The 23,616-nt window shown below is 66.9% G+C and carries 29 protein-coding genes and 1 tRNA gene; 15 read left to right on the forward strand and 15 right to left on the reverse strand.

All coding sequences use genetic code 11. From position 1 onward, the window contains the following. Positions 1-127: 127 nt before the first annotated feature. The 3 genes from ACZ5BU_RS26725 to ACZ5BU_RS26735 form a co-directional block, all read right to left on the reverse strand. Positions 128-1,333, reverse strand: coding sequence for a hypothetical protein (locus tag ACZ5BU_RS26725; RefSeq protein ID WP_465703164.1), 1,206 nt, complete (start codon positions 1,331-1,333; stop codon positions 128-130). Next, the gene (locus ACZ5BU_RS26730; protein ID WP_465703165.1) at positions 1,330-1,920 is read right to left on the reverse strand and encodes a hypothetical protein; all 591 of its coding nucleotides are present in this window, start codon (positions 1,918-1,920) and stop codon (positions 1,330-1,332) included. The genes ACZ5BU_RS26725 and ACZ5BU_RS26730 overlap by 4 nt, the downstream gene beginning before the upstream one ends. A gap of 180 nt (positions 1,921-2,100) precedes the next feature. Next, the gene (locus tag ACZ5BU_RS26735; RefSeq protein WP_465703166.1) at positions 2,101-2,655 is read right to left on the reverse strand and encodes a hypothetical protein; all 555 of its coding nucleotides are present in this window, start codon (positions 2,653-2,655) and stop codon (positions 2,101-2,103) included. Positions 2,656-2,791: 136 nt separating this feature from the next. On the opposite strand from ACZ5BU_RS26735, the gene ACZ5BU_RS26740 reads away from it, so the two are divergent. Together ACZ5BU_RS26740 and ACZ5BU_RS26745 are read left to right on the forward strand one after the other, a co-directional pair. Beyond that, positions 2,792-2,867 (forward strand) — tRNA-Arg (locus tag ACZ5BU_RS26740). 255 nt (positions 2,868-3,122) lie between these two features. Then, complete coding sequence (locus tag ACZ5BU_RS26745; RefSeq protein ID WP_465703167.1) at positions 3,123-3,260, forward strand: hypothetical protein; 138 nt, start codon at positions 3,123-3,125, stop codon at positions 3,258-3,260. 22 nt (positions 3,261-3,282) lie between these two features. Here the strand turns inward: ACZ5BU_RS26745 and ACZ5BU_RS26750 are convergent, their stop codons facing one another. Further along, positions 3,283-4,635, reverse strand: coding sequence for a hypothetical protein (locus ACZ5BU_RS26750; protein ID WP_465703168.1), 1,353 nt, complete (start codon positions 4,633-4,635; stop codon positions 3,283-3,285). A 293-nt stretch (positions 4,636-4,928) separates the two neighbouring features. On the opposite strand from ACZ5BU_RS26750, the gene ACZ5BU_RS26755 reads away from it, so the two are divergent. Next, positions 4,929-5,630: a toll/interleukin-1 receptor domain-containing protein gene (locus tag ACZ5BU_RS26755; RefSeq protein ID WP_465703169.1), complete on the forward strand. Its 702-nt coding sequence runs from the start codon at positions 4,929-4,931 to the stop codon at positions 5,628-5,630. 460 nt (positions 5,631-6,090) lie between these two features. Here the strand turns inward: ACZ5BU_RS26755 and ACZ5BU_RS26760 are convergent, their stop codons facing one another. From ACZ5BU_RS26760 to ACZ5BU_RS26770, 3 genes are all read right to left on the reverse strand, one after another. Beyond that, positions 6,091-6,480, reverse strand: coding sequence for a TIGR02391 family protein (locus tag ACZ5BU_RS26760; RefSeq protein WP_465703170.1), 390 nt, complete (start codon positions 6,478-6,480; stop codon positions 6,091-6,093). 161 nt (positions 6,481-6,641) lie between these two features. Continuing rightward, positions 6,642-7,172 carry a hypothetical protein gene (locus ACZ5BU_RS26765; protein WP_465703171.1) on the reverse strand — a complete coding sequence of 177 codons (531 nt, stop codon included), beginning with the start codon at positions 7,170-7,172 and terminating at the stop codon, positions 6,642-6,644. A gap of 679 nt (positions 7,173-7,851) precedes the next feature. After that, positions 7,852-8,529: a hypothetical protein gene (locus ACZ5BU_RS26770; RefSeq protein WP_465703172.1), complete on the reverse strand. Its 678-nt coding sequence runs from the start codon at positions 8,527-8,529 to the stop codon at positions 7,852-7,854. A gap of 395 nt (positions 8,530-8,924) precedes the next feature. On the opposite strand from ACZ5BU_RS26770, the gene ACZ5BU_RS26775 reads away from it, so the two are divergent. From ACZ5BU_RS26775 to ACZ5BU_RS26785, 3 genes are all read left to right on the forward strand, one after another. After that, the gene (locus ACZ5BU_RS26775) at positions 8,925-9,065 is read left to right on the forward strand and encodes a hypothetical protein (RefSeq protein WP_465703173.1); all 141 of its coding nucleotides are present in this window, start codon (positions 8,925-8,927) and stop codon (positions 9,063-9,065) included. A 129-nt stretch (positions 9,066-9,194) separates the two neighbouring features. Beyond that, positions 9,195-9,632, forward strand: a complete 438-nt coding sequence (locus ACZ5BU_RS26780; protein WP_465703174.1) for a hypothetical protein — start codon at positions 9,195-9,197, stop codon at positions 9,630-9,632. A gap of 71 nt (positions 9,633-9,703) precedes the next feature. Next, positions 9,704-10,063: a VOC family protein gene (locus ACZ5BU_RS26785; protein ID WP_465703175.1), complete on the forward strand. Its 360-nt coding sequence runs from the start codon at positions 9,704-9,706 to the stop codon at positions 10,061-10,063. A gap of 30 nt (positions 10,064-10,093) precedes the next feature. Here the strand turns inward: ACZ5BU_RS26785 and ACZ5BU_RS26790 are convergent, their stop codons facing one another. The 3 genes from ACZ5BU_RS26790 to ACZ5BU_RS26800 form a co-directional block, all read right to left on the reverse strand. Next, positions 10,094-10,435: a hypothetical protein gene (locus ACZ5BU_RS26790; RefSeq protein ID WP_465703176.1), complete on the reverse strand. Its 342-nt coding sequence runs from the start codon at positions 10,433-10,435 to the stop codon at positions 10,094-10,096. Positions 10,436-10,514: 79 nt separating this feature from the next. Beyond that, positions 10,515-11,396, reverse strand: coding sequence for a hypothetical protein (locus ACZ5BU_RS26795; protein WP_465703177.1), 882 nt, complete (start codon positions 11,394-11,396; stop codon positions 10,515-10,517). Between the two features lie 565 nt (positions 11,397-11,961). Continuing rightward, positions 11,962-12,465, reverse strand: coding sequence for a helix-turn-helix domain-containing protein (locus ACZ5BU_RS26800; RefSeq protein WP_465703178.1), 504 nt, complete (start codon positions 12,463-12,465; stop codon positions 11,962-11,964). A 99-nt stretch (positions 12,466-12,564) separates the two neighbouring features. On the opposite strand from ACZ5BU_RS26800, the gene ACZ5BU_RS26805 reads away from it, so the two are divergent. After that, entirely contained in the window at positions 12,565-13,935 is a 1,371-nt protein-coding gene (locus ACZ5BU_RS26805) for a serine hydrolase domain-containing protein (protein WP_465703179.1), read from the forward strand. Here ACZ5BU_RS26805 and ACZ5BU_RS26810 read toward each other — a convergent pair. Both ACZ5BU_RS26810 and ACZ5BU_RS26815 read right to left on the reverse strand, forming a co-directional pair. Beyond that, entirely contained in the window at positions 13,930-14,625 is a 696-nt protein-coding gene (locus ACZ5BU_RS26810; RefSeq protein ID WP_465703180.1) for a hypothetical protein, read from the reverse strand. The genes ACZ5BU_RS26805 and ACZ5BU_RS26810 overlap by 6 nt on opposite strands. A gap of 5 nt (positions 14,626-14,630) precedes the next feature. After that, positions 14,631-15,065: a VOC family protein gene (locus ACZ5BU_RS26815; protein ID WP_465703181.1), complete on the reverse strand. Its 435-nt coding sequence runs from the start codon at positions 15,063-15,065 to the stop codon at positions 14,631-14,633. Positions 15,066-15,147: 82 nt separating this feature from the next. Here ACZ5BU_RS26815 and ACZ5BU_RS26820 point away from each other — a divergent pair, with 82 nt between their 5' ends. Together ACZ5BU_RS26820 and ACZ5BU_RS26825 are read left to right on the forward strand one after the other, a co-directional pair. Further along, complete coding sequence (locus ACZ5BU_RS26820) at positions 15,148-15,903, forward strand: phosphotransferase enzyme family protein (RefSeq protein WP_465703182.1); 756 nt, start codon at positions 15,148-15,150, stop codon at positions 15,901-15,903. Positions 15,904-15,972: 69 nt separating this feature from the next. Next, the gene (locus ACZ5BU_RS26825; RefSeq protein ID WP_465703183.1) at positions 15,973-17,229 is read left to right on the forward strand and encodes a DUF6652 family protein; all 1,257 of its coding nucleotides are present in this window, start codon (positions 15,973-15,975) and stop codon (positions 17,227-17,229) included. Between the two features lie 5 nt (positions 17,230-17,234). Here the strand turns inward: ACZ5BU_RS26825 and ACZ5BU_RS26830 are convergent, their stop codons facing one another. Next, complete coding sequence (locus ACZ5BU_RS26830; RefSeq protein WP_465703184.1) at positions 17,235-17,801, reverse strand: histidine phosphatase family protein; 567 nt, start codon at positions 17,799-17,801, stop codon at positions 17,235-17,237. Between the two features lie 122 nt (positions 17,802-17,923). On the opposite strand from ACZ5BU_RS26830, the gene ACZ5BU_RS26835 reads away from it, so the two are divergent. The 5 genes from ACZ5BU_RS26835 (at position 17,924) to ACZ5BU_RS26855 (ending at position 20,759) form a co-directional block, all read left to right on the forward strand. Next, on the forward strand, positions 17,924-18,346 hold the full coding sequence (locus tag ACZ5BU_RS26835) for a hypothetical protein (protein WP_465703185.1): 423 nt from the start codon (positions 17,924-17,926) through the stop codon (positions 18,344-18,346). Continuing rightward, entirely contained in the window at positions 18,343-18,903 is a 561-nt protein-coding gene (locus ACZ5BU_RS26840; protein ID WP_465703186.1) for an AAA family ATPase, read from the forward strand. The genes ACZ5BU_RS26835 and ACZ5BU_RS26840 overlap by 4 nt, the downstream gene beginning before the upstream one ends. Before the next feature lie 99 nt (positions 18,904-19,002). After that, entirely contained in the window at positions 19,003-19,377 is a 375-nt protein-coding gene (locus ACZ5BU_RS26845; protein WP_465703187.1) for a hypothetical protein, read from the forward strand. A 70-nt stretch (positions 19,378-19,447) separates the two neighbouring features. Continuing rightward, a complete protein-coding gene (locus tag ACZ5BU_RS26850) occupies positions 19,448-20,290 on the forward strand; it encodes a DUF72 domain-containing protein (protein ID WP_465703188.1) in 843 nt (280 codons plus the stop codon). 19 nt (positions 20,291-20,309) lie between these two features. Beyond that, a complete protein-coding gene (locus ACZ5BU_RS26855; protein ID WP_465703189.1) occupies positions 20,310-20,759 on the forward strand; it encodes a hypothetical protein in 450 nt (149 codons plus the stop codon). A 110-nt stretch (positions 20,760-20,869) separates the two neighbouring features. Here the strand turns inward: ACZ5BU_RS26855 and ACZ5BU_RS26860 are convergent, their stop codons facing one another. Together ACZ5BU_RS26860 and ACZ5BU_RS26865 are read right to left on the reverse strand one after the other, a co-directional pair. Then, the gene (locus ACZ5BU_RS26860; RefSeq protein ID WP_465703190.1) at positions 20,870-21,361 is read right to left on the reverse strand and encodes a methylated-DNA--[protein]-cysteine S-methyltransferase; all 492 of its coding nucleotides are present in this window, start codon (positions 21,359-21,361) and stop codon (positions 20,870-20,872) included. Positions 21,362-21,397: 36 nt separating this feature from the next. Next, the gene (locus ACZ5BU_RS26865) at positions 21,398-22,228 is read right to left on the reverse strand and encodes a carbon-nitrogen hydrolase family protein (protein WP_465703191.1); all 831 of its coding nucleotides are present in this window, start codon (positions 22,226-22,228) and stop codon (positions 21,398-21,400) included. A 374-nt stretch (positions 22,229-22,602) separates the two neighbouring features. Here ACZ5BU_RS26865 and fgd point away from each other — a divergent pair, with 374 nt between their 5' ends. After that, on the forward strand, positions 22,603-23,607 hold the full coding sequence (fgd, locus tag ACZ5BU_RS26870; RefSeq protein ID WP_465703192.1) for a glucose-6-phosphate dehydrogenase (coenzyme-F420): 1,005 nt from the start codon (positions 22,603-22,605) through the stop codon (positions 23,605-23,607). Positions 23,608-23,616 lie beyond the last annotated feature (9 nt).

Here is a 23,616-nt window from a genome sequence, read left to right on the forward strand (position 1 = left end):
TCTGAGAACCGGTTGGAAGTGAACCCGGTCACAAAGTTTTCGCGACAATCGCTTTCCGGTGCCGCTTGTGAAAATGAGAACGGCCCGCGCGTGCTGCGCGGGCCGTTCCAGGAGATTTTGCGGTACGTCAGCTGGTCTGCCGCCAGATGTCGTTCACGACCCGCTGGATGTCCGGCGCCTCGACCGGCTGGCCGGAGACCATCGTGCCGACCAGCCACCACTGACCGCCGCTCTCGAACGCCCGGGTCATCGTGATCGTGTACGGCTTGGAGACCGACAACCAGGTCCGGGCGTCCTTCGCGGTCGCCGGCGCCGTCGTCCGGTAGATCTTCGTCCACTGCTGGTCGAACGCCGGCCGCTCGGCCAGGCACTTCGCCAGCGATGCGCAGGGGTGCAGCGCGAACTTCGCCTTGAACGAGTTCTTCGCGCCGCTCGGGTCGTAGTCGGCCGACGTCACGACCTGGCGCAGGATCAGCCGCGACGACTCCCCGAGGAAGCTCACCAGCGGCGGCCGCGGCCAGCCGAATGCGAACGGGAGCTCGGCGTTCTCGACCACCTGCACGTCGGCACCGGCCGGATAGGTCGCGCCGAAGACACCGGCCGAGCCGTCCGGACGCTTGTACGGCGCGGTCGTCACGCGGTTGATCGCCGGGATCAGCACGGTCGGCGGGTACGCCTCCGGGCTGACGGCCGGGGTTGCCGCGGCCTCGTTCGGGTCGTCCTTGACGGCGCCGCCGATCGCCGTACCGACCGAGTACGCGATCGTGAAGACAATCAGCACTACGACGGCGACCACGGCGTACGCCCAGGGGCCGATCTTGCGGCGGTACTGCTGGGCGATCTCGAGCTTGGACAGCTGCGGCTCGTCGTGCTGCTCGTTGTGCTGTGGTTTGTCGACGTACGACGGGATGCTCTGTTCTTCCTGGGGCGCCGCTCCGGGGAGCGTCGGCGCGACACCGCCGAACCGGCTGAGCTGTTCGCGGACCGCGCGCAGCGAGTCCTCGTCGTTCCCGAGGACGCCGTCGAGCGGGTCGATCAGCCGCTCGGCGCCGGTCTCGCCGTGGATCAGCTGGGTGATCGCGTACGGGCGGTCCGAGCTGAGGTTGGCCGCCCAGAGTGGGGTCTCCTGCCGGCCCGGGGTCAGGGCGGCGTCGCGGCTGGCGCCGGAGAGCCGGTCGACGACGGTCTCGTTCCGGGAGCCGTCGTCGCTCAGGATCAGCGCGACGACCTCCATCCCGGTGAACGAGCGGCCGTGCCACAACTCCGCCAGCGGGTGCTGCAGGATCCGCTGGTCCAGCTGGTAGCCGGGGATCTCCGGCGTGCTGTTGCTCACTTGCTCTCCCAGATCGCGCGGTCTGCCAGCGCCAGCGCCGCCCGCTGCGCGGTGTCCCCGTCGATCGGGTTGGCCGTGTAGTCCACCAGTACGACGATGTCGGCGTGCTGGACCAGCGCGTGCACGTTCCACGACTCGCCGGCCAGACCGCTCTCGGTCCGTTCGACCTTGGTCGGGTACGGGCGGTCCTTGTCGTACCCCTTGAGCGGCGAGCGAGTGAACGTACGGTTCGCGACCTGGTCCGGTGTGAGCGGGGCGTTGCCCGCGCCGGCGTCCTGCCCGCCGTACGCCGTGATCGTCACCTTCACGCTCGCGGACGTGTACGCCCGGACCTTCGCGCGCGAGCTGCCCGCGGTGCAGGTGATGGTCGACGTACCGCCCTGGATCATCGTCACCGGACCACCCGATGCCTTGGGCAACAGGTTCGAGACGTCGCCGATCCGCGCGCAGAGGTCGCCCGGCAGCACGCGGGCCGGCACGATGTCGGACTTCGTCACCGGTTCCCCGACCGCGAACCCGACCCCGCCGCCCACCAGGGCAGCGACGCCGCACCCGATCGCCGTACCACGCAACAGCCGACTAGCCATGCCCGCGACCTTAGTCACGCGGAGGTCCTCCCTCGCCGCCCAAACACCCCGCGTTAGACGAACGTCACCCAACTCCGGTTCCGTGTCCGTGAACAAGCGACGGTGTCTGGGAACAAGCAATAGCCTGTCCCCAGACACCGGGAGATGTTCCCCGGCTCGGCCGCTGACCGCCGGGCGGGGTCAGCCGAGGAGGGTCTGGACGGAGCCGCCGGATTCGGTGAGCTTGGTACCGAGGCCCTTCAGCGCGTCGCCGACCGTCGCGAGGATCCCGGACAGGTCCTGAAGATTGCCGGCCAGACTCTCGATCTCGGTGGCGACCGCGCCGACCTGACCACTGCCGTCGTTCAGCTTCTTCGCTGCGGCGTCACCGATCCCCGGGATCTTGTCCAACTCGCCCGCCAGCCCCGACAGCATCCCCGCCGCGTCGTGCAGCCGGTCCTTGGCCGTATTCATCGTCCCGGCGCTCCCGGCCAGCGCCTTCCGCGCACCACCCTCGCCGTCGTCCCCGACGAGCGCCCCCGCCGCCTTCGCCGCCTGCTCACCCGCCTCCGCGAGCCCCGACCCGATCGTCTTCAGCAGTTCCGGCAGCTTTCCGATCACGCCCAGCGCATCGTCCGGTAGCCCGCGCACCAGCTCCAGCACCTTCTGGAAGTCGTCCGAGTTCTCCATCACGAACCCGACCGCCTTCTTCACATCCCCCAGATCCCGCCCACCCAGCAAGTCCTCGATTCCCATGCGCCGGATCGTAGAGCCGCACCCCACCACCCTCCCGCACGCCGCACCGCCCGATCGCACACCGTGATCCACCACCCCCGAGGACCCGATTGGCAAACTTCCGCCCCCTCCATGTATCGTTACTCGACGTTGTCCAGCGCTCGTAGCTCAACGGATAGAGCATCTGACTACGGATCAGAAGGTTGGGGGTTCGAATCCCTCCGAGCGCGCCACGTAGAAGCCCAGGATCAGCTCGCTGACCTGGGCTTTTGTGTTCCCCGGAGACATGCCAGAAGTGCGGCCCAACTGCCCGGCCACCGTCCCGTACGCCCATACCTACGCCAACGTCACTCCTCGTCGTGCTCCCCGAACAGCAACCCGAGCCGGCGCAACGGCGTATGGCTCAACGGTTACGACCCTGGCCGTGTTGGCCAGCTCCTGCGTGATGCGTCTGGGCGTACCTAGCCCGCGGCCCGATCAGACCTCGCATGTCGACCCGGAACTACCGCCGACTGGAGAGGCAACTCGTCCAGCCTCGGCAACGCATCATCCCCCTGATCGGCGAGGCCGACGTGCTGACCCCTGCATCCGCGCCCGTCCTGCTCGCCACCTGCGACCCCGGCTGACCTCCTCAGAGCCGGGGCCGCCTCACGTCTGCTTGCTCTCCGCCCACGGGACTGGCTCAGGACCTCCGATGTAGCCGTAAGGAGGGATTGCGCCTAGGTAGCCGCCGGTGTAGCCGATGGCGTGCAATAGAAGGAGGCAGATGTACTGCCGGCTCTGATGCCACGCCTCCTTGACCAAGGACTCCCGTGTGTACAAGCGGTCGTGTGGATCCGTTGGATGGATCAACCGGTTCCTCACCCATGCGACCGCCGCCGGACCATCGAGCCGCTTCTCCTCCGCGAGGTGATGCAGGGCAGGCAACCGCGTGGCGTCTATATCGACCGGGATCTTTGCGCGAGTAAGCAGCTCACGGAGGCGACGAGCGGTCGGCCAGAGCCTCGGTGTCTCGAAGTCCTCCTTGGGGACGAGTCCACCGAGCACGAATGTCTCCCAGCTGAGGTTCTCGATCGCAGGGAAGGCCGAGAAGATCCGATTTTCGACAAAGCCGACGTTGGATGTCTGAGTCGCGAGCTGCATCTGGAAACGGGTGGTATTGGCTGCGTTGCCGCCGTGCAGCTTGGCCACGCTCGCCTTGAGGAACGCCTCCAGATCATCGAAGACCGTGGGGCTGATCACGGGCTGGCCGATACTCTCGTAAGGCGCGCAGATCGGACTCACCCACCACCGCCACGCCTCCTGTCCTGTCATATCGAAACCGTTGAAGAGCGTCGGGGCTACCCATCGCCCGGCTGCGAACGAGAGCGACAGGCGCAGCGCATCTATCAGCTGCTTCGCGCTAGCGACATCGAACGAGCTGCCGTCGCTACGGCGAAGTTCCATGGTGTGCGTCAAGACGTAACGCGGCTGACCAACATCCTCGGTGAAGAGAGACCCGTTATCTGGTCGGCCATCGATAACGATGCTCCAGCCGTCGATCTCCAGGTCCAGCCGGCCGCGAGTCCATGTCCGACCGGCATCGCTGATGTGGCAGAGGGTCGTGTTGCCGGCGTAGTTCGGCAGATTCATCCAGTGCACCAGGACGCGGTCCAGTCGGCCACCGGACTCGGACTCAAGCTGTGCGGAACTGCCTGCGGCGGAGTCGAACGAGGTGTTGCTGATCATGCTGTGACCGGTCATTTCGCCAGCGGTCATCTCGAACTCGTGACCCACGCGATCGATCGTCGGGTGGTGGCCCTCGGTGTGTGGCACATCGACCTGCCAGCGCAGGTCTGGCGAGGGGAAGGGCACTAGGCGGATCGTCCCTTCCAAAGTGCCGTCAGCCAATCCGCCGATCGGTCCGGAGTAGAGATCAACCACCTCGCCCGGTTTGTTGAACGGATAGACGGGCGTCAGCGGATCGTTGCCGCCCTCGTCGTCCGGATCCTTTGTGGACACGCAGGTCATCCTGCACCCGCCAACGCCGGTGCTCAACAGGCCCTGTAATCCGCCAACAGATCCGGGACACATTTCCGTCGGCTGATGTGCGCCAGGCTAGACCTCTGGCGACCGACTGCGGGCGACGGCCAACGCACGGGTCTGCCGAAATCCGAGTTGAGCAGCGCCCGCATGTCCGCACAGAGTGAGCGGAAGAACTTCGCCGACGAACGTCGTCTTCCCCCGTTTCACGCGGGCCCTGCGGATCCACACGTCGTGATCTGAGTGTCGGAGGAGGCCTCTAGCATAACTTCATGGCGCAATGCACAGCCCCCGTCCGTGGTCACCGCTCATCTGCCGCGGCAGCGAACTGCCCTGCGTGCGGCGGGCGGTCGCGGTACCGCTCCTCTTACCCCTCCTACGGCGGTTCGTCGTCGTATGGCAGCGGGCGGGGATCGACATACGGGTCGTCCTCGGCCGGCGGCTCTACCTCGCGACGCACCAGGACCGGCAAGTCCGTCTCGTACAGTCCTAGCGAGTGGCGGGCCGTTGAGCCCTACGCTGAGAAGGCTGCGGAGCAAGCTCGTACCCACCCGGACCGTCGCGACCTCTTCCTCTGCCACGCCTGGGACGACCGTGCAGGCAGCGCGGCTGACCTCAACCGTCAACTGAAGGCGAACGGGGCGACTGTCTGGTTCAGCGAGGAAGACATTCCGCTCGGTTCGCTGATGATTCGCGAGATCGACAAGGGGCTCCGGAACTCTCGCATCGGGATTGTGCTGGTGACGCCAGCGCTGCTCAAGAGCATCAAGAACGAGGGCATCGCAGAGAAGGAACTCGCCGTGCTGCTCCATAGCAGGCGTGTCGTTCCCGTCACGCACGGCGTGACCTTCGACGAGTTGTACGACGTCAGCCCGATGCTCGCGTCGCACGCCGGACTCAGCACGGCGGAGTCCTCGCTTGACGACGTGGCTGCCAAGCTCGCTGCTGCAGCCGCCGCGCTCCCTGCCGCGTAGACCCGTCTACATCGCGACATCTTCCGCGCCGTACCCCGATCCGCGCATTCGCACTGTCGCAGACCACCAGGCGGACGACCGTCGCACATCACCCGACGGACGACAGTGCTCAGCAGGGCCCTCGCTGCCGGATTAACCTCTTAAGAATCAAGGCGCGCCGCAAGCGGCGCGCAGCGCGGCCCGGGCTTACGACCTCCGGCCGACGCCCTCCGCCGCGCGCACCATCTGCGTACGACCGGTCTCAACCGCTCATCCCGCCGGACAGGACGAGGCTGGTGGCATCGAAAGGTCGTCGGTCTGGCCCCGTCCCCCTGGCCGCTCGATCGTACGGTCACCACGACACGCCTCAAGAGCGCTCTGCGTCCCTCCGGGATCGGCAAGCCGACTCTTGACCCGCACCGCGCTGACCTTGGTTGGCAGCTATCAGGGGGACGGGGCAGGTGTGGGAGTCGGGTAGCGGTCAGGTGTTGCGTCGCCGACGAGTGCGAGTAGCGGCTTTGGTCACGCTCATGAGGTGCTGAACGTGCTCAAGCATCATGATCGTATTGAGTGGAGAATCCTCGAATTGACTGCTGTGAGCCCGGGGATTCCGCCACGCGGCAACAACTCCTTGACACATCATCATGTGGCCGCGCTGTTCACTCTTGTCACTGTCGGAGCGAAGGCGGTTCAACCGCAGCAGCGGATTGTTGGCTGAGAAGGCCGTCGTCATCAGCGTGTCACCATCGAGCGCGAGTCCGGTACGAGAACGCACGCATTCATTCAGAGCTTTTACGCCTGCCTCGACTGCGTCGGCATAGTGGGTCGATATGAAGCGCGAACGGGTCGCCGCCCGGAGGTCTGCGTCCACGACACGCCTGTCGTACTCCGCTAGAAGTGGCTCAGCAGGATCTAGCTCACTCTGTTGAGATGGCTCGGTTGAGGATCTTGCAGTCGGCTGGCCGAACTCAGCAACGTCACCGGCAATCCGCCGAGCCAGTTGAACGCTCAGATGAGGGTCATCCCTGGGCATCATCGACCGTAAAGATGCTTGCCCATACTGGCGAAGATCTGATCGATCTGCTCCGGGGTTGCATCGGAAGGGATGTGGATCTGAATATCGAGATGAACCTTTGGCAGATTCTGTCCATCACCGCTACCGCCACCGGCACCGTTGCTGCCTAGATCATGGACCGTCGACGCGTTCGGCTTGGGCGGCTGGACCGTAGACTTCTTTGCTTTGCGAGGCTCAGACTTCGCACGCTGACCTGACGATCCATTTGCTTCCGCTGAGCCGGGTTCCGGCAGCTGCTTCTTGGCGATCATCGCGTAGGTCGCTGCCATTTGGCGAGCGTTGGACGTCCCGAGTCCGCTGTGTTCGAACCACGCCTGTACCTTGCCGGCATCGACCGCACCAGCGCTATCAGTGAGGCCAGCCAAGTCATCCGGATAAACTTCATCCAGCATCTCCTGACATGCCTCGCTGTACGACTCCTTCACCCGCCACTTGCGACCTCGGTCAGTCAACGTTCCGTCTTCATCGATAAGACCGAGACGTCGCATCGGGTTCACAACGTTGGTTCGTGCACTGTCGGGGCTCCCGAAGTCCAGGAGGGACGCTACGTACTGAGGCGAGAACTTCACCGACGGCGCGGAGCTTGCTCGTTCCTGCAGAGCGCGCCAAGCCTTCGCTGGAACCTTTGGGTAGGTCGTAGGAGAATCCGCCATCGATGACCCCTGATCGCTTACCGAGTAAAAGTCCCCAGACTCGCGAACGTACACCCGGAGTCCGTCAGATGGGCAGGGAGACACGCGAGATCCGGCTATCGGGCAGGCCGAGGAGGGGCGCTGGACCAGAGCTGAACCGGCGATGTCGGGTGGATACCGGCTGCGCCGGAGACGGGATCGGGCACTGCGCCCGGCTGAGATCGTGTACCCCAGTCGTACCCCAACTACCCCTCACACTCGGCCGATCGTCGCACCTGCTGGCCCTGCCGACGAACCTGACGCGGGCTGCCGCACATGTGCTGCCGGGTCCTACGGATCAGAAGGTTGGGGGTTCGAATCCCTCCGAGCGCGCAACAGAAACCCCAGGTCACGAGCTGGATGACCTGGGGTTTCGCATCTCCGGACCTCCCGACTGACACGGCCAACGCACGGATCTGCCAATGCGCGGACGCCGCGTGCCGTCGAGAGCTCGCAACGGATCGTGGCGGAGTTGCGCCCGGGTGCTGACCGTCGACTACGTGCCCATCGATCGGCTGCTCGCTGCACCTTTTGGCCGGTGGGCGCGGACGAGGAGCAGGATGCTGACGATCACGATCCACAGCCACAGTAGGAGGTAAGGCAGGAGCCAGAACGTGCTGAGCCACAGCGCCCGGGCGACCACGAACCCCGCGGCGGCGACCAGCGCCCACCAGCCCAGCCAGGCGGGTACGGCCCGGCCGGTGAGCACAGCCACGCCGGCGCCAGCGGCGAAGCCTCCGAGGAGCACCCACGAGTTCGCGAATGTGAGGCTGCCCTGGTCGTAGATCAGCCGGGCGATCTGCGGGTCGAGGTCGCTGGCCCGCAGCACGGCAAGCTCCCACCCGCCGACCGTCACGGCGACGACCAGAGCCACCGTGCAGAGCTGGGCCGCCCGCACCGCCAGTACCGGCACGCCCTCACCGGTGGGCGCCAGCACGTCACGCAGCCCGGCGGCAAAGGTCAGAAACGCCACCATGCCCGCGAGGACGATCACCGTGCCGGCGGTCTGCGGACCGCTGCGGAGCGAGTGGAGGAACGCCACGATCTCCTGCGTCGAGCTGTCGAACGCCGGCTCGGTGCGGGAACCGATCGCGCCGACGAACTGGCCCGCGAACAGCAGCACCACGGCGGCGATGCCGGCGACTCCGGTGATGAACTTCGATGCGGTGCCCATGGCAATCCTCGTAGGGCCGGGTCAACACGATCCAGCGTACTGTTCTGCCCCGATCCGGCACCGCCTCCCGGATTTCTTTCGAGGATTCCGGTACGCCGGTTGTGAGCGATCCGACAGCCCGACCGTTCCGGGGCGACTGCGCCCCACTCCTCATGCGCGCCCAACGCGGACGAGCTCTGCGACCAGACCAATCGCGCAGCCCTCGACTCGTCGTCGCGGCCCGCCACGCCGGCCCACGAACCACCATGCGCTACGACCGCGCCCGCACCAACTTCGACTTGTACCCCAACTACATCCTCGCGGCCCACACGGCCTCCGCCACCTGACATTCGCGCCCATCCCCGGCGTACGGTGGATTCAGGAAGCCAGTCAGGCTTCCCGCTCAAGGAGCAGCCATGGCCGACAAATCGCCTCGGCAACACATGTCCAAGAAGGCGGGTAAGTCTCTCAAGGAGAAACGCGCCGAGAAGCACGCGAAGGCAGAGGACAAGAACAAGACTCAGATCGTGCCGCCGAGCAAGCAACGCCAAACGTAGCCTTCAGCTCCGCGTGCGTCAGCGCCGGTCCGGATGCCCCGTTCCGCGCGCTCAGGTCGACGTGCGCTGCCGCGCCGCCCGCGACGCCGCCGTCGTCGTTTTGGGGGATCGCCTCGTTAGTGTCGGCTCATGGCAGCGACGGCTTCTGGGGTGTTTCGGCGGAGTGCGATCGAGCGGGCGGATCAGCGCGTCTCGTGGGAGCGAACGGATCAGGCGTTCTTCTCGAGTGGGGCATGCCACGTCCTCGCTTGGACGTGCCGGGATTTCTATCCTGATCGGGAGATCTCGTTGGCGGCGATGTACATGGGTGACTTCGAGCATCCGATGCACACGTACGCGAGGTGGGGTAGCTGGGCGTTCGACGCGTCGGGGTGGAACCTCGAGTCCGAACTCCTGCAGGTCAACAGCGACTTCGAAGGTCTTCCCGTACGTGAGGTCGAGACGATCACAAGTGACCTTCGGGAGTTCTGCGAAAAGCACGTGCATCGACAGCCGCATCAGTACTGGTCAGACCCGACCGAACGCGCACGGGCGTACGTGGCCCGACACGACCCACCTTGGCTCTAGCCGATCCGTGAAGGAGTCGACGAACCACGCAAGGTTCCGATGAGGCAGCGTCGGAGTTCCGATGGAACGCGGTGTGCATCGACTGCGGGCCCGACGATTACGACGCTGAGGTCGCCTTCTATCGCGACCTGCTCGGGGCGGAGGTCGCCGAGCGCGAGCGGCGTTGGGCTGCACTGCGAGAGTCCCGCAGTGGAATGTGGCTCAATATCCAGGCCAACGACTGGTACGTGCCTCCGGTGTGGCCGGAGGAGCTTCCCGCGCAGACGAAGATGATGCACTTCGAGATCCGGGTGGAGGACGTCGAAGCTGCGGTGACGCGCGCAGTCTCAATCGGTGCTCGTGAGGCTCGTCGACAGCCCGCGGACCGAGACCCGCGCCGGTTGAGGGTGATGCTGGATCCTGCTGGGCATGCCTTCTGCCTCTGGAGCTGATTCCGACCAGGTTGCCCAGACAAGCTACGCCTAGCTCAGCTGAACCGGGCTTTTGTATTTCTCGGGTGTCGGGCCTACGCCCCAGGTGTGGGTGGTGAGGGACAGGTGGTGGCTGATGGCGCGCAGGTGTGTCGTGTGCAGTTCGATCCGTCTTGTGTCGGCCGAGCCGGGAGTGCTGAAGTGCCCGTAGATGTACGGGTACTCGGGTGGGCCGCTGGCTTCGAGGTAGCGCAGTACGGCGTCACCAGGCACCGTCGTGGAGATGCCGACCGAGGCTGCGGTGACGGGATGACCGCATGCGAGGGCGGCGTTGATCTCGTGGAGCTGAGCCAGCTCCACCGTGTGCGTCGTACGCGACAGCTGATGGTGCATCGTCTTGACCCTCCTCACTTCAGGGTGCGCAGCCGGCGGGCGGCGCGGGCAGGGCCAGAAGTCCCGATAGCGAGGTCTGCTAGTCGGCCAGTGCGGCGAGGGCGTCCAGGTAGCTCCGTGGGATCTCCGCCCGGGACCGGAGCTCGATCGGGTCGGCGTACGGGATGAGGCGTCGCCAGGAGATCAGGCGGTGTACGGCTACGAGTGGTTCGGTGGCGTTCAGGTCCTGGCGGAGTACGGCGGGGTCGGCGTCGAGGTGGTCGCTCCAGATCGTGAGGTAGGTGGCGTACAGCTCTTCGCGGTGCTCGCGGGACAGGGGGCTGCGGGTCCACTCCAGGACTGAGTCGAGGAAGCCGTGCACGGTGACGAACGGGTGCGCCCACAGCGTGTTGCCGAAGTCGAAGAAGCGTGGGCGGAGTACGCCGGTCCTGCGGTCGGCGAAGATGTTCGCCGGGTAGACGTCGTTGAACTCCAGGTCGAGCGGAACGGTCCCACTAAGAGCCGCCGTACGTCGATCCAAAACGTCAGCCGCCGACTCGGCACGCGCCACCAGTTCCCGCTCGATCCGCAACGGATGCCCGGCCGGCAGCTCGGCCCACTCGCGAACCACCCCGCGTACCCGATCCCCGGCCGTCTCCGGTGCGAGTTCGAGCATCGCCCGTTCGAGCTCCCCGAGCACGGCGCACTGCAGCCGAGCCAATGCCCGTACGACGATCAGCCGCGTCGCCTGATTCGCGACCTCGGCGTGCGAGAGCGTCGTACCGCAGTCGTCCGTCAGCAACCAGCCCCGCTCACGATCCACCGCCAGCGGAACGATCACGTCCTCAGGCACCAGCCGAGCCAACTCCCCAACCAGCCCAGCCTCGAACCGCTGCCCCGGATTGTTCTCCTTGAACCAGACCAGCCCGTCATCCGTCCCATAACACCGAACCACCGACCAGAACCGGACCCGAGAAGTCACCCCCGCACCAACGACCCGCCGACCCACCTCCCGCAATCGGCGGTCGACCCACTCGTCCACCACCTGAACCCACCCACCCGAACACCACCACCGAACCCATCGCCCTGCAGCGTCGGGTCCCAACGGCCGCGCGTCGGGCAGGCTGACTACCATTCCGCGACCCTAATGCCGGCGACAACATGTGCGTGGCAGACGTTGCCGTTCGAATACGTGCGTCGGGGGACTTGGCTGGGACGCGGCGCGATCCAGGTCCGACCGCCGCCCGCCGAGCTGAGCGTGTCCTGTCTCGACGGTGCGATAGGTGATCTCGGCCGTAGTGAGACGAATACGAACGCAGCTGGCGCGCACACGTCCTCCCCACGGAGCAACTGGTCGAACTACTGGCCCTGGAACCCGGTCCGAGCTGAACTCATGTCGAGTGGGCGGGCTTCAATCCCGTTCGGGCGAGCTGGACCTGTCGGTGCGGGGCCGGATTCCTGGGGTCGCTCATGCGGTTACCAGGTCGCGGGCGGGGACGAAGAGGTTGAGTTGGGCGAGGTAGTCCGGGGTTTGCTCGATGATTTTTTCACGGTCGAGGAAGGGATGCTCCGGGATCCACGGTTCGGCAAGCGGCTTGATCTTGCTCCACTCCGGCGGGTCTTCGCCGGCTGCCCCGGAACTCGTGAGCGGTCAGGGCTGCGAGCAGTGCGTCGAAACCAGCCTGTCCCGTCGTACCAGGGGCTGCTTCCCACGCACCCTCGGAGCCATCGTGCCGGAGTAGCAGCAGGTGCAGGTGATCGCGGCCTTGGAGCAGCATCCGCCAGGCCCACTCGTCGTCAGTCGCCTCGCGAATGGCTGCCGCGGTCGCCGGTGCGGTCATGATCCGGTACTCGCGTGCCGCCCGCAGCGCGTGAGCAATCCGTTGGGCTCGTAGGAAGAACTGTGCGGTCGGCTTGGTCTTGCCGGAGCGGTACGTCGAGAGTCGGGACGCGGAAGTACCAAGTGCAGTCGCGAACGCTGCCTGAGACAGACCGCTCTCGGCGAGCGCCTCGTCCAGCAACGCGCCGACCGCCTGGCTGTCCTTGTCCATCCCGGCACCTCGATCCTTATCTGATCAGATAACGGTTCAGGTCCATGGTCAGGCCAATATCCAGTTGATCGCAGGTCGGATCTTGTTAGCGTTCGGTGGGTGGAACTGTTGCCGCGGGGTCGGGCGTCAGGGGCGGTTGGTGGGTTGCTCGACGGGCTTCGGGAGCGGGGGGTCGAGTGTCATTCGTTGATGGTGGTGCACCGCGGGCAGGTTGTTGCTGAGGGGTGGTGGGCGCCTTACTCGGCGGAGCGCGTACATCTGCTGTATTCGTTGACGAAGTCGTTCACCTCGATCGCCGTGGGGATGGCGATCGGCGATGGGTTGTTGTCGGTAGACGATCGTGTTGTGGATGTGCTGCCGGAGCATGTCCCGGCGGACGTTTCGGAGCAGGGGCGGCGGATCAACGTTCACCACTTGTTGTCGATGACCGTCGGGCACGAGGATGACAGTCTCGAGGAAGCCTGGCAGTTGGAGCCTCGGGATCTGGTGAAGGGGTTTCTGCGGGTGCCGTTCGTGCACGTCGAGGGGACGCGGCACATGTACGACAACGCCACCACCTTCATCCTCGCCCGGATGGTGGAGCGGGTCACGGGGCAGGGCTTGCCCGAGTACCTCGATGAGCGGCTGTTCAAGCCGATGGGGATCGAGCACGCCGAATGGGATCGGGTCGCCAGTGGTGCCGCGTTCGGGTTCCACGGGCTGCACCTGACGACCGAGGCGATCGCCGCGTTCGGTGAGCTGCTCCTGCGCGGCGGACGCTGGGGCGACCAGCAACTGGTGCCGCGTGAGTGGGTGGAGCTCGCGACGACGAAGTATGTGGACACGCTGCCGCACCCAGAGTGGTCGGAGAACGCGGACTTCCTGTGCGGCTACGGCTATCAGTTCTGGATGTCGCGGCACGGGTACCACGGGCACGGCGCGTACGAGCAGTACTGCGTCGTCGTACCATCATACGAGCTTGTCGTCGCGGTGACCGCCGCCATCCAACAGGACGACGCGCTGCCAGGCCTCCTCTGGGAGCGCCTGTTGCCGGCGCTGGACTCCGCCGACGACTCGGTCGCCGATAGGTTCGGCGGGTTGTCGCTTGCGACCGTCGAAGGTACGGCGGGACGCTCGGCCGAGGCGAGCATCGACGGCTCCCCCGAGGCCTCGGCGCTCCCCGACGGCACGGCGGTGACCCTGACTCCCGTCGACGGCGGCTGGACGCTCCAAGTCGGACCGCTGACCGTCGACGTCGGCCACGGCGAGTGGCGGGAGAGCTCACCTCTCGGCCGGCCGATCGTCGCAATGGGCGCGTGGCAGGACGACACGTACGTCGCCGACCTGTACGTGATCACCACGCCACACCGGGTACGCCTCACCATCAACGGCAGTACTGCCACCGCGACCTGGAACGTCGTACCGCTGACCGGCCCCGACCTGGTCAAGCATGTCCGGGCGCCATTGATGACCCGACCCGACGTCTCATAAACCGAACTCCCGCGCCCACTCCTCGGGCGCGGTGGATCGGAGCCGACGGGCCATGTCGGTGGCGGCTCGGGCCGGATCCTGTTCGGAACTGGTCAGGTGGAGGAGCAGTTGCCCGTGCTGCTTGATCGAGAGAACGACGCCTTCGTCTTGCCAGGCAGGGCTGACCCATTCGAGGGTCGGCATCGGGCGTAGCTGCTCTTCGAGAAGGCGGGCCGTCAGGCGGCGCGGCGTCTCCCACGAGCGGTCGGCGGTGGCTCGGCGTACCTCGGCCAGGTACTCGTCGCGGTCGAAGTGCAGGTCCGGGAAGCCCCACGACCGGCCTTCGTACTCGTCGGAGCTCGGCGCGAGCGGGCGTGTGAACACGCCGGTGTAGTCGCGGAAGTCGACCCACGAGATGCGCCGGCGGTCCGGTGAGGCGACGATGTACGGCGCGATCACCCCGCAGCCGGGCTCGCCGCACGAGCAGCGGTACACGGCCACGCGCCGCCCGTGATCGTCGGGGACCAGTGGCGAACCTTCGCCGAGGATCTGGGCCGGATCGAACTCCTGCCAGCCGTCCTGCCCGAACGGGTCACGGCCGTTGACGCGGATCGCGACAACCGGCCAGTCGGGGCGATCAACCGGTACGACGAATTCGAGCGTGAGTACATCGTTCATGTGAGCGGCGTTCTTCGGCACGTCGTAGGCCATCTAGTTTAGTCGAGGCAGAAGTCGTTGCCTTCGACATCGTTCATCCAGATGCAGGATTCGTTGACGCCGTCGGCCTCCTGGAGGAGTACTTCGACGGCGCCGAGTGGGATCAGGCGATCACGTTCGGCCATCAGGGCGGCGAGGCGTTCCGCGCCGACGAGACCGGTGCCGACGCGGACGTCGAGGTGTACCCGGTTCTTCACGACCTTGCCTTCGGGTACGCGCTGGAAGAACAGCCGCGGGCCGATTCCGTTCGGATCGGTGCACGCGGACCAGCTCCCGCGTTCGTCCTCCGGCTGCGTGAGGTCGTACTCCTCCCACGATGCGAACCCGTCCGGCGGCTGCGGTAGGACGTACCCGAGGACCTCGCACCAGAAGCGGGCGACGCGCTCCGGCTCCGCGCAGTCGAAGGTGACCTGAAACTGCCTGACCGTTGTCACCGGTCCACGGTAAAGGTGTCGAAGGCCACGGTCCACCGTAAATCCGTACCGCGCACCGCCCCGGCACGACATGATGGCGGGCGTGTACGACGAGGAGGTGCTGACCGGCGGGAACGTCGCGGACGTCGTCGTCCGGATCGGTTCGACCGTACGGAAGCCGGCGCTCGCGCATACGGCAGGCGTCGAGGCGATTCTCGAGCACCTGAAGGATTTCGAAGGTGCTCCGCAGACGCTGGGCCGGGACGACCAGGGGCGGCACGTCCTCGAATACATCCCCGGCGCACTGGCGGACACGCTGCCGCCGCTCACCGTCGACGAACTGCACCGCATCGGCAGGATGATCCGCGAGCTCCACGACGCGATGGAAACCTTCGTGCCCCCGCCAGACGCCGAGTGGCATCCCGTCGTACCCGATCCGGCCGGCGGCGACCTGATCCTGCACGGCGACCTCGCCCCGTGGAACCTGGTCCGTACCGACGACCGCTGGGTCTTCATCGACTGGGACAACGCCGGCCCGTCGACCCGCCTGTGGGACCTCGGGTACGCCGCCCAAACCCTCGTGGCGCTGCTACCGTGGGGCGACGCGGAGGTCGACGCCCCCAGACTGCGCGCCTTCGCCGACGGCTACGGCCTGAACCGCGAACAGCGCCTGGCCTTCCCCGCCCAGATCGCCGCCCGCACCCGCGGCTCGTACGACCTCCTGGTCCGCGGCCACGAAACCGGCGAACAACCCTGGGCCAAACTCTACGAAGAAGGCCACACCAACTTCTGGGGCCCGGCCGCCGACTACTCCGCCAAGAACCACGACCGCTGGGTCGACGCGCTGATCAGCTCCTGAACCGTCGTCGACGGCTGACCTGTTCGGGCGAGAGGATGGGGCCGCGGCTCAAGGCCAGGAGAGGCGGACATGGGAAGTACGGGGACGGCCAAGGCGCTGGCCGTGGTGCTCGCGGTTGGCGCGGTGCTGATGGCGTTCGTTGCCTTTGGCATCGGGATGGGCAAGCCGTTCCGGATCGACGACTCGGGGGACCTCGCGGTCGCGTTCGTCGTGCTCGGTGCGTGGCTGGCGGTCTACCTGCTGCTGGGTGGTCTCGCCGTCGTCGACGCGGTACGGCTGTCGCGCCGGCGTGATCTCGGCGCGCTCCAGGAGTCGGCGAACCTGGCGAAGCTCGGCGCCGTCCCGTTCTTCGTCCTGAACTTCGTCGCCCTCGCGGAGACGGTCGCCGTGGTCGGTGCCGGTGACAGCGATCGCCTCGGCCTGGCCGGGATCCTCCTGGGGCTGCTGTTCATGGTGCTGACGTACGTCGTGATGTTGCCGACGTCGGCGTACGGTGTGGCGATCCTGGTGCTACTGCGCGAGGACGACCGGATCGGGCGCGCGTTCCTCGGTATCAATCTGGCGATGCACTTCCTGTTCGTCGTCGACGTCGTCAGCATGATCCTGGTGGTCGAGGTAGCCCGGCGCATCCTCGGAACGAGCCGGCCGCCGGGGGCGTTCGCCAGGAACCTGCTCACCGTGGTCCTCGCGGTCGGGTCGGCAGTCGCGCTGATCTGGCTGGCGTTCGTCGCGATGCTCTACTTGGTCGACTACCACTCCCTCGGAGATCCCGGAGGCTTTGTGGCCGAGGGTACGTACTGGCTCTCGTTCGGCGCGTCGCTGGAGTTCGTTCTGCTCGTGGTCGCCCCGGTCGTGCCGCTGGTCGCGTTCCGTACGGCGGTCCGATTGTTCCTGCTCGACGACCTCGAAGCGCTCCGCCGCTCGGCCCGCGCCGTCAAGCTCGTCATGATCCCACTCTTCGTCCAGAACTTCGTGCTGTGCGCCGTCGTCGTACTCGCGGTGACGCTGATCCCGGTGGCGATCACCCGCGGCGCAATCCTCCTGATGGGCCCCGCCGGAGTCGCCTTCGTCGGCACCCTCACCGCGGCCGCCCTGGTCCCCGCCGTGATCGGCACCTATCTGATGCTTCTCCCCACCTCGATCTACAGCATCACCTACCTGTCCGTACTCCTCCGCCGCCGGTCCATCACGCCGAGCCGGTTCGCCGTCCACGCGGCACTCCAGCTGCTCTTCGTCACCGACATCATCAGCACCCTCATCACCACCCGCCGCCCCACCTCACCCCAGCAGCTGACCCCGGCCGTCACGACCCAGCAGCCCACCTAGCGCCGTCATGGTGCGCTTGGTAGGAAGACGTTGGCGGTTGTGGGGTTCTGCAGGGTGTACTGGCGGATGCCGCAGTGTTCGATGCCGCGTTCGCCGGTGAGGGTTTCGATGACCATGCTGTGGCAGACGGCGATGAATCGGTCGCCGGTGGATTGGCGGTGCAGAGCGTTCAGGGCGCGGCGGCGTACGGACGATCGCGGCTCCCAGGTTCGGGTCTCGCCGGGCGGCCATTTGCCGTCGTACTTCGTGTAGTCGTCGATCGCGGCGAGGGCTTGCTCGGAGCGCCAGGACAGCGTGTTGTCCGGCAGCCATTCGCGCAGGTCGACGTCGACGGCGGTGATCGGGAGCTGCGTCTCGGCGGCGATCAGCGCGGCCGTCTGCAGGGCGCGCGTCATCGGTGAAGCGACGATGCGCTGAGCGCCGGAGTCGCGCAGTCGCCTGCCTGCGTGTTTGGCTTGTCGTACGCCGAGCGCGGACAGCGGGGCGAAGTCGCGGGCAGGACCCCACCAGCCTTCGTCGTCCAGCTGGGACCCGTCGGCCTCACCGTGCCGTACGAGCAGGATCTGCGGCATCTACTCCTCCCCCGAGTACCGCTCCCAGGCGGCTTGGTGCTCGGGCGACGCGTCGTACGAGGTTGCGGTTTCCGCCATGGTCCGCGAGCGTAGACGGCCCCGCCGACAATTAGGTTGGGTCCGTGTACGTGCGATATCAGAGCCCCTTCCCGGATCGTCGCGGCCGGCGGATCGGGATCTTCGGGCTGGTCAACATGCTCGCGCACCGCGGGTACCTGAGCGCCGAGGAGGAGCGCTTCCGGCGTACGGCGAACGACTGGTACGACGCGACGTACACCAACCCGTCGACCGTCGACCCCACGATCTACGCGGACAACCCGCTCGCCGCATCCTGGTTCAAACCCACCGCCGCCCACCTCCTCGAACCGATCCCCGGCTACCTCGACATCCTCACCAACCACAACGTCCCCTGCGCCCGCTACACCTCCCCCAACCCCGGCCGAGTCCTCTACGAAGACGACCACCAACTGGTCGTCGTACCAACCGACCCCCACGAACCCGTCACCACCATGCTCTGGCTCGCCCCGAGGACCAGTCGCCAATGACGCTCGTGTACCTCACCGGGGTGTCGGGTGTCGGCAAGACGGCAGTGGGGGAGGAGCTCAGGCGGCGCGGGTACGTGGTGTACGACGTCGATGTGGATGGGTTGGCCCGCTGGTTCGAGAATGCGTCCGGGGTCGAGGTGTCGATGGCGGCGGACCGGGGCGACAGTTGGTACGGCGGGCACACGTACCGCCTGCCGCCCGAAACCGTACGGCGCCTCACGCCCGGCGCCGGAATCACGTTCATCACCGGGACCGTCGGCAACGAGGACGAGGTTTGGGACCTCTTCAGCAAGGTCGTCCACCTGATGGTCGACGCAGCCACCCTCAAGCGCCGTCTCCTCCAGCGGGCCAGCTTCGGCTCACGCCGGGTGAGCTGGAGCGCGTACTTGGATGGCAGGCCCGGGCCGACGCGGACAACGCGCGGTACGGCGCGCGCCTGGTCGACGACACGGCGCCGGTCCACGAGGTCGCCGACCGCGTACTCGAGGCCTTACGTCCCTGACGTCGGCCCCGCCGAGTCGTGGCGATCGGCTCGGGCCGCCTCCGTCGAGTCGTGAGAAGTGGCTCTCTCAGGCGACCGATTCCCACGACTCGACACCGGGCTGCGAGTCTGAGTTGGGGTGAAGTGAGTCCGGGGATCACTTACGGTGATGCCTATGGCGTTTGCTGCGAAGGGGAGCAAGGGGGAGTCGTTCCTTGCGGTGGTCGTGGGTGGTGGGGCGGCTTTCGGGTTGATCGTGATGACGTCGCGGGCGTGGAAGGCGTGCCGCGTGGACGTCACCGGGAGTGTGCCGAACGGGCTGACGTTGCTGTTCCTCGGTGTACCGATCGCGTTGATCGTCAACCTGGTGCTGTTCACCGTCGTCTTCCGGTACGCCGGGAAGGCGTTTCTGTTCTCGCTGTTCGCGGCCTGCATCGCGATCGCGATCGCCGACCTCGCGCTGTTCTCCTGGCAGGGCACCCCGGCCGGATCCCCCGGGATCTGCCCGGGCAACGTCCCGCCATGGTGGCCGAAGGTGATCCCCACCTGACGGGTCGTCCCAGGCGGTCCGGCGCCCACAAAGCCAGCGCCGACACCGGCCTGAGGTCGATAATCGAGGGATGACACGCTGGCCGGACACCCAGTTTCGCGTCGGCATTTCCGGCTGGCGCTATCCGCCGTGGCGCAAGGCGTACTACCCCGACGGGCTCCCGCAACGGGCCGAGCTCGAGTACGCGTCCAACCGGCTGAACTCGATCGAACTCAACGGCTCCTTCTACGCGCTGCAGCGCCCCGAGTCGTACCAGCGCTGGTACGACGAGACGCCCGAAGGCTTCGTGTTCTCCGTCAAGGGCCCGCGCTTCGTCACGCATCTCAAACGCCTGGCCGATGTGGACGCCCCGCTGGCGAACTTCTTCGCCTCCGGAGTCCTTGCGCTGGGCAACAAGCTCGGCCCGGTCCTGTGGCAGCTCCCGCCCAACTTCCAGTACGACGCGGCCCGGTTGGCGGATTTCTTCGCGCAGTTGCCCCGGACAACGGTCGCCGCGGCCGGCGTCGCGAAGCGGCATGACGAACGGATGGAGGGCCGCGCGCTGCTCGAACCGCGCGTCGACCAGCCGCTCCGGTACGCGATCGAAGTACGCCACGACAGCTTCAAGGCGACCGGCTTCACCGACCTCGCCCGCGAGCACGACATCGCCGTCGTCTGCGCGGACACCGCCGGTAAGTGGCCGATGTTCGACGACGTCACCGCGGATTTCGCGTACGTACGGCTGCACGGCGCGGAGGAGCTCTACGTCAGCGGGTACGACGACAAGTCCCTCGACCGCTGGGCGCGCAAGGTTCGCTCCTGGAAGTGCGACACCTACGTGTACTTCGACAACGACGTCAAAGTGCGAGCGCCGTACGACGCCGAAGGTCTGGCGCGCCGCCTCGGGATCAGTTCGGCCGCCGCCGAAGCGTGACGGCCTTACCGTCGCCGGTATGACACAGAACCCGGGAGAACTGGTCGAACAAGCGGTGGAGCGTTCGCTGAAGCTGGTCGTGACGTGGCCGGCCTGGGACGGTGTACCGCGGACCTCCGACGACGACCGTACGTTCACGCCGCACAAAGCGGTGCGCCGGATCGCGGACCACCTGATCGATCACCTGGCGGAGGTCGAGGCGCTGCTGGCGGGCGTACCGACGCAGCCCGACGAGTGGCACGCGAGCGCGCCCACCTCCGCGGCGGACCTCGCGCCGTTCACCGTGGAGGACGTACGGGAGGCCGAGCAGCGGCTGCGCCGGCTGGGCAGGACGTTCGTACTGCGGTACGCCGCCCTCGACCCGGCCGAGTGGGACAAGGACCGCAGCCCGAACTGGACCCTCCGCCAGATCGCCGAACACCTCACCGAACTCGACTGGTACGCCGAACAGGTCGGCGACCTGAGCTGACGCGCGGACGCCCACCACTCACCAACCCCTCCGCGTCGAACCGAAGCACGCTCAGCCGCGGCGGCGGGACGGTCGCGGACCGAGGTTAGTGAGTGCTGCAGGTCCGCCTCTCAGAACAACCGCGCGCCGACCGGTTCCTCCAGGTCGAGGAGGAACTGCTTGCGTTTCAGCCCGCCGGCGTACCCGGTGAGCGATCCGTTCTTCCCGATCACCCGGTGGCACGGGACCACGATCGACACCGGGTTCTGCCCGACGGCCTTCCCAACAGCCTGAGCCGGTTCGCCGAGCCGGGCCGCGATCTCGCCGTACGTCATGGTCTCGCCGTACGGGATCTCCTCGAGCACCGCCCACACCCGCCGCTGGAACTCATCTCCCTCGAGCCGGACCGGCAGGTCGAAGGAAACCCGCGATCCGGAGAAGTAGTCCTCCAGCTGTGAGACCACGACCGCGATGAGCGGGTCGGTCGACTCGACCCGCTCACCCAGCGTCTCCGCTGACGGCTTCACCCAGTGGTGCGGAAAGTAGATCCCGACCAGGTCCGTCTCCGACACCACCACCGTGAGCTCACCGATCCGGGTGCTGACCACCGCATGCCTGTTCATGCAGATAGAACGCGTCAGCACCCGGACCTGTGAGTACTACGACCCGATCCGCTCCCGCGTCCGCCGCCGGAAGTCCCGGCCGATGGTGATGAGTTCGTCGGTGTGCAGCTCAGCGACCGCGACCGACGGCGTGCCGTCGTCCGCGCACTGTGCCAGCCACTCGCCGCGGGGTCCGGCTACTCCGGACACCAGGCCGGTGCCCGGGTCGGCGGTCGCCGCGAGGCTGATCCAGGAGGTGTTGTTCGCGGCCGCGCCGCGAACCTGCACCCCGATGTGGTCGTTCCGGCCATTGGTGCTGGCGTACGACACCAGTACCACGTCCGCTCCGGACCGGTCGTACTCCGTGAAAAGCTCCGGGAACAGGACGTCCAACCCGAGCATGAGCCCGAAGCGGACCCCGTCGACCTCGAACGTCACCGGCTCCTTGCCCGCGGAGTACATCCAGGTGACCTTGGTGGTGGAGAGCATGCGCTCGTCGTACCGGGCGACGATCTTGCCCTGGTCGGACACGACGTACATGCTGTTGTGCGGTCGGGCGTCGGCGACCTGGTGCACGGACGGGATCACCGTCCAGATCCCGAGCTCACGGGCGAGCGCGGCGATCTGGTCGAGCTCGGACTGCAGCGCCGTCCAGTCGGCCTTCGTCCAGTCGGACGGGCCGATCTCGTCCGGGCCGAGCTCGGACATCACCCTCTTGCTCGGGAAGCAGATCGCTCCCTCGGTGAAATGCACCAAGCGGGCGCCCGCCGCCGCGGCCTCCCGCATCAGAGTGCGGACCTCGTCGCCGCTCTGCCGGAGCAGGGTGGCGTCGGTGGGGTCTTCACGGACCGTCGACTGGGTCGCGGCGATTCGTACGATTTCCGGCATGTCTGGTTCTCCTGGTGGAGTCGGACGGAAGTGCCGGAGGGCAGTCGTGTAGGACTCGCCGGTTTTCGCGGCGCGGGCACGGACCCGTTGTTTGAAGTTCCTGTGCGCTGTCATCTGGCCTTCCACGCACTCGTACGCGATCCCCCAGCGATCCGTCCGAGGCGGGTGACCAGGACGAGCGGCCCGAGACAGGAAGTCCCTTTGCCTTCTCGCTGTGACCGGGCTGGGGCCGGTCGACGAAGGTGAGGCGCGGGCCGCGCCGGTTCCATATCCTCTCCGAGCCCCACGGCCGGAGTCAATCAGCGACGCGGCATAAAGTCGGACCTGGACGCGGTTGTTTCCGAAGTACGCGCAGACGACGTTTGGAGCAGAGGGTGAGCATTCGGGTCGGGTACAAGGCGTCGGCCGAGCAGTTCGGGCCGCGGGACCTGGTGGAGTACTCCGTTCGGGCCGAGCAGCTGGGACTCGACAGTGTGACCGTGTCGGACCACTTCCTGCCGTGGCGGCACGAGGGCGGGCACGCGCCGTTCGCGCTGGCCTGGATGGCGGCGGTCGGCGAGCGGACCTCCCGGGTGATGTTGGGTACGTCGGTACTGACGCCGACGTTCCGGTACAACCCGGCGGTGATCGCGCAGGCGTTCGCGACGATGGGCGTGCTGTACCCGGGGCGGGTGATGCTCGGCGTCGGCACCGGCGAGGCGCTGAACGAGATCGCCGTGTCCGGGCGCGAGTGGCCCGAGTTCAAGGAGCGATTCGCCCGGCTGCGGGAGGCCGTACAGCTGATCCGCGACCTGTGGACGAAGGACGGCGTCAGCTCCGAGGGGCCGTACTACAAGACCGTCGACGCGTTCATCTACGACCGCCCGGAGACCCCGCTGAAGGTGTACGTCGCCGCCGGCGGTCCGCTGGTCGCGCGGTACGCGGGCCGTGCCGGTGACGGGTTCATCGCGACGTCGGGCAAGGGCATGGAGCTGTACACCGAGCAGCTGATCCCGGCGGTGAAGGAGGGCGCCGAGAAGGCCGGGAAGACGTTCGAGGACGTCGACCGGATGCTCGAGGTGAAGATCTCGTACGACCGCGACCCGGCGCTCGCGCTGGAGAACACCCGCTTCTGGGCGCCGCTCTCGCTGACCGCGGAGCAGAAGCACAGCGTCACCAGCGCGACCGAGATGGAGCGGCTCGCCGATGAGCTGCCGATCGAGCAGGTCGCGAAGCGGTGGATCGTCGCGTCGGACCCGGAGGAGGCGCTGAAGCAGTTGCAGCCGTACGTCGAGGCCGGCTTCAACCACTTCGTCGTCCACGGTCCGGGCAACGACCAGGAACGGTTCCTCACCCAATTCACCGAGGACGTCCTTCCGTTGCTGCGCAAACTGGGCTGACAATCACCT

This window comes from Kribbella sp. NPDC031520 (assembly GCF_055580825.1).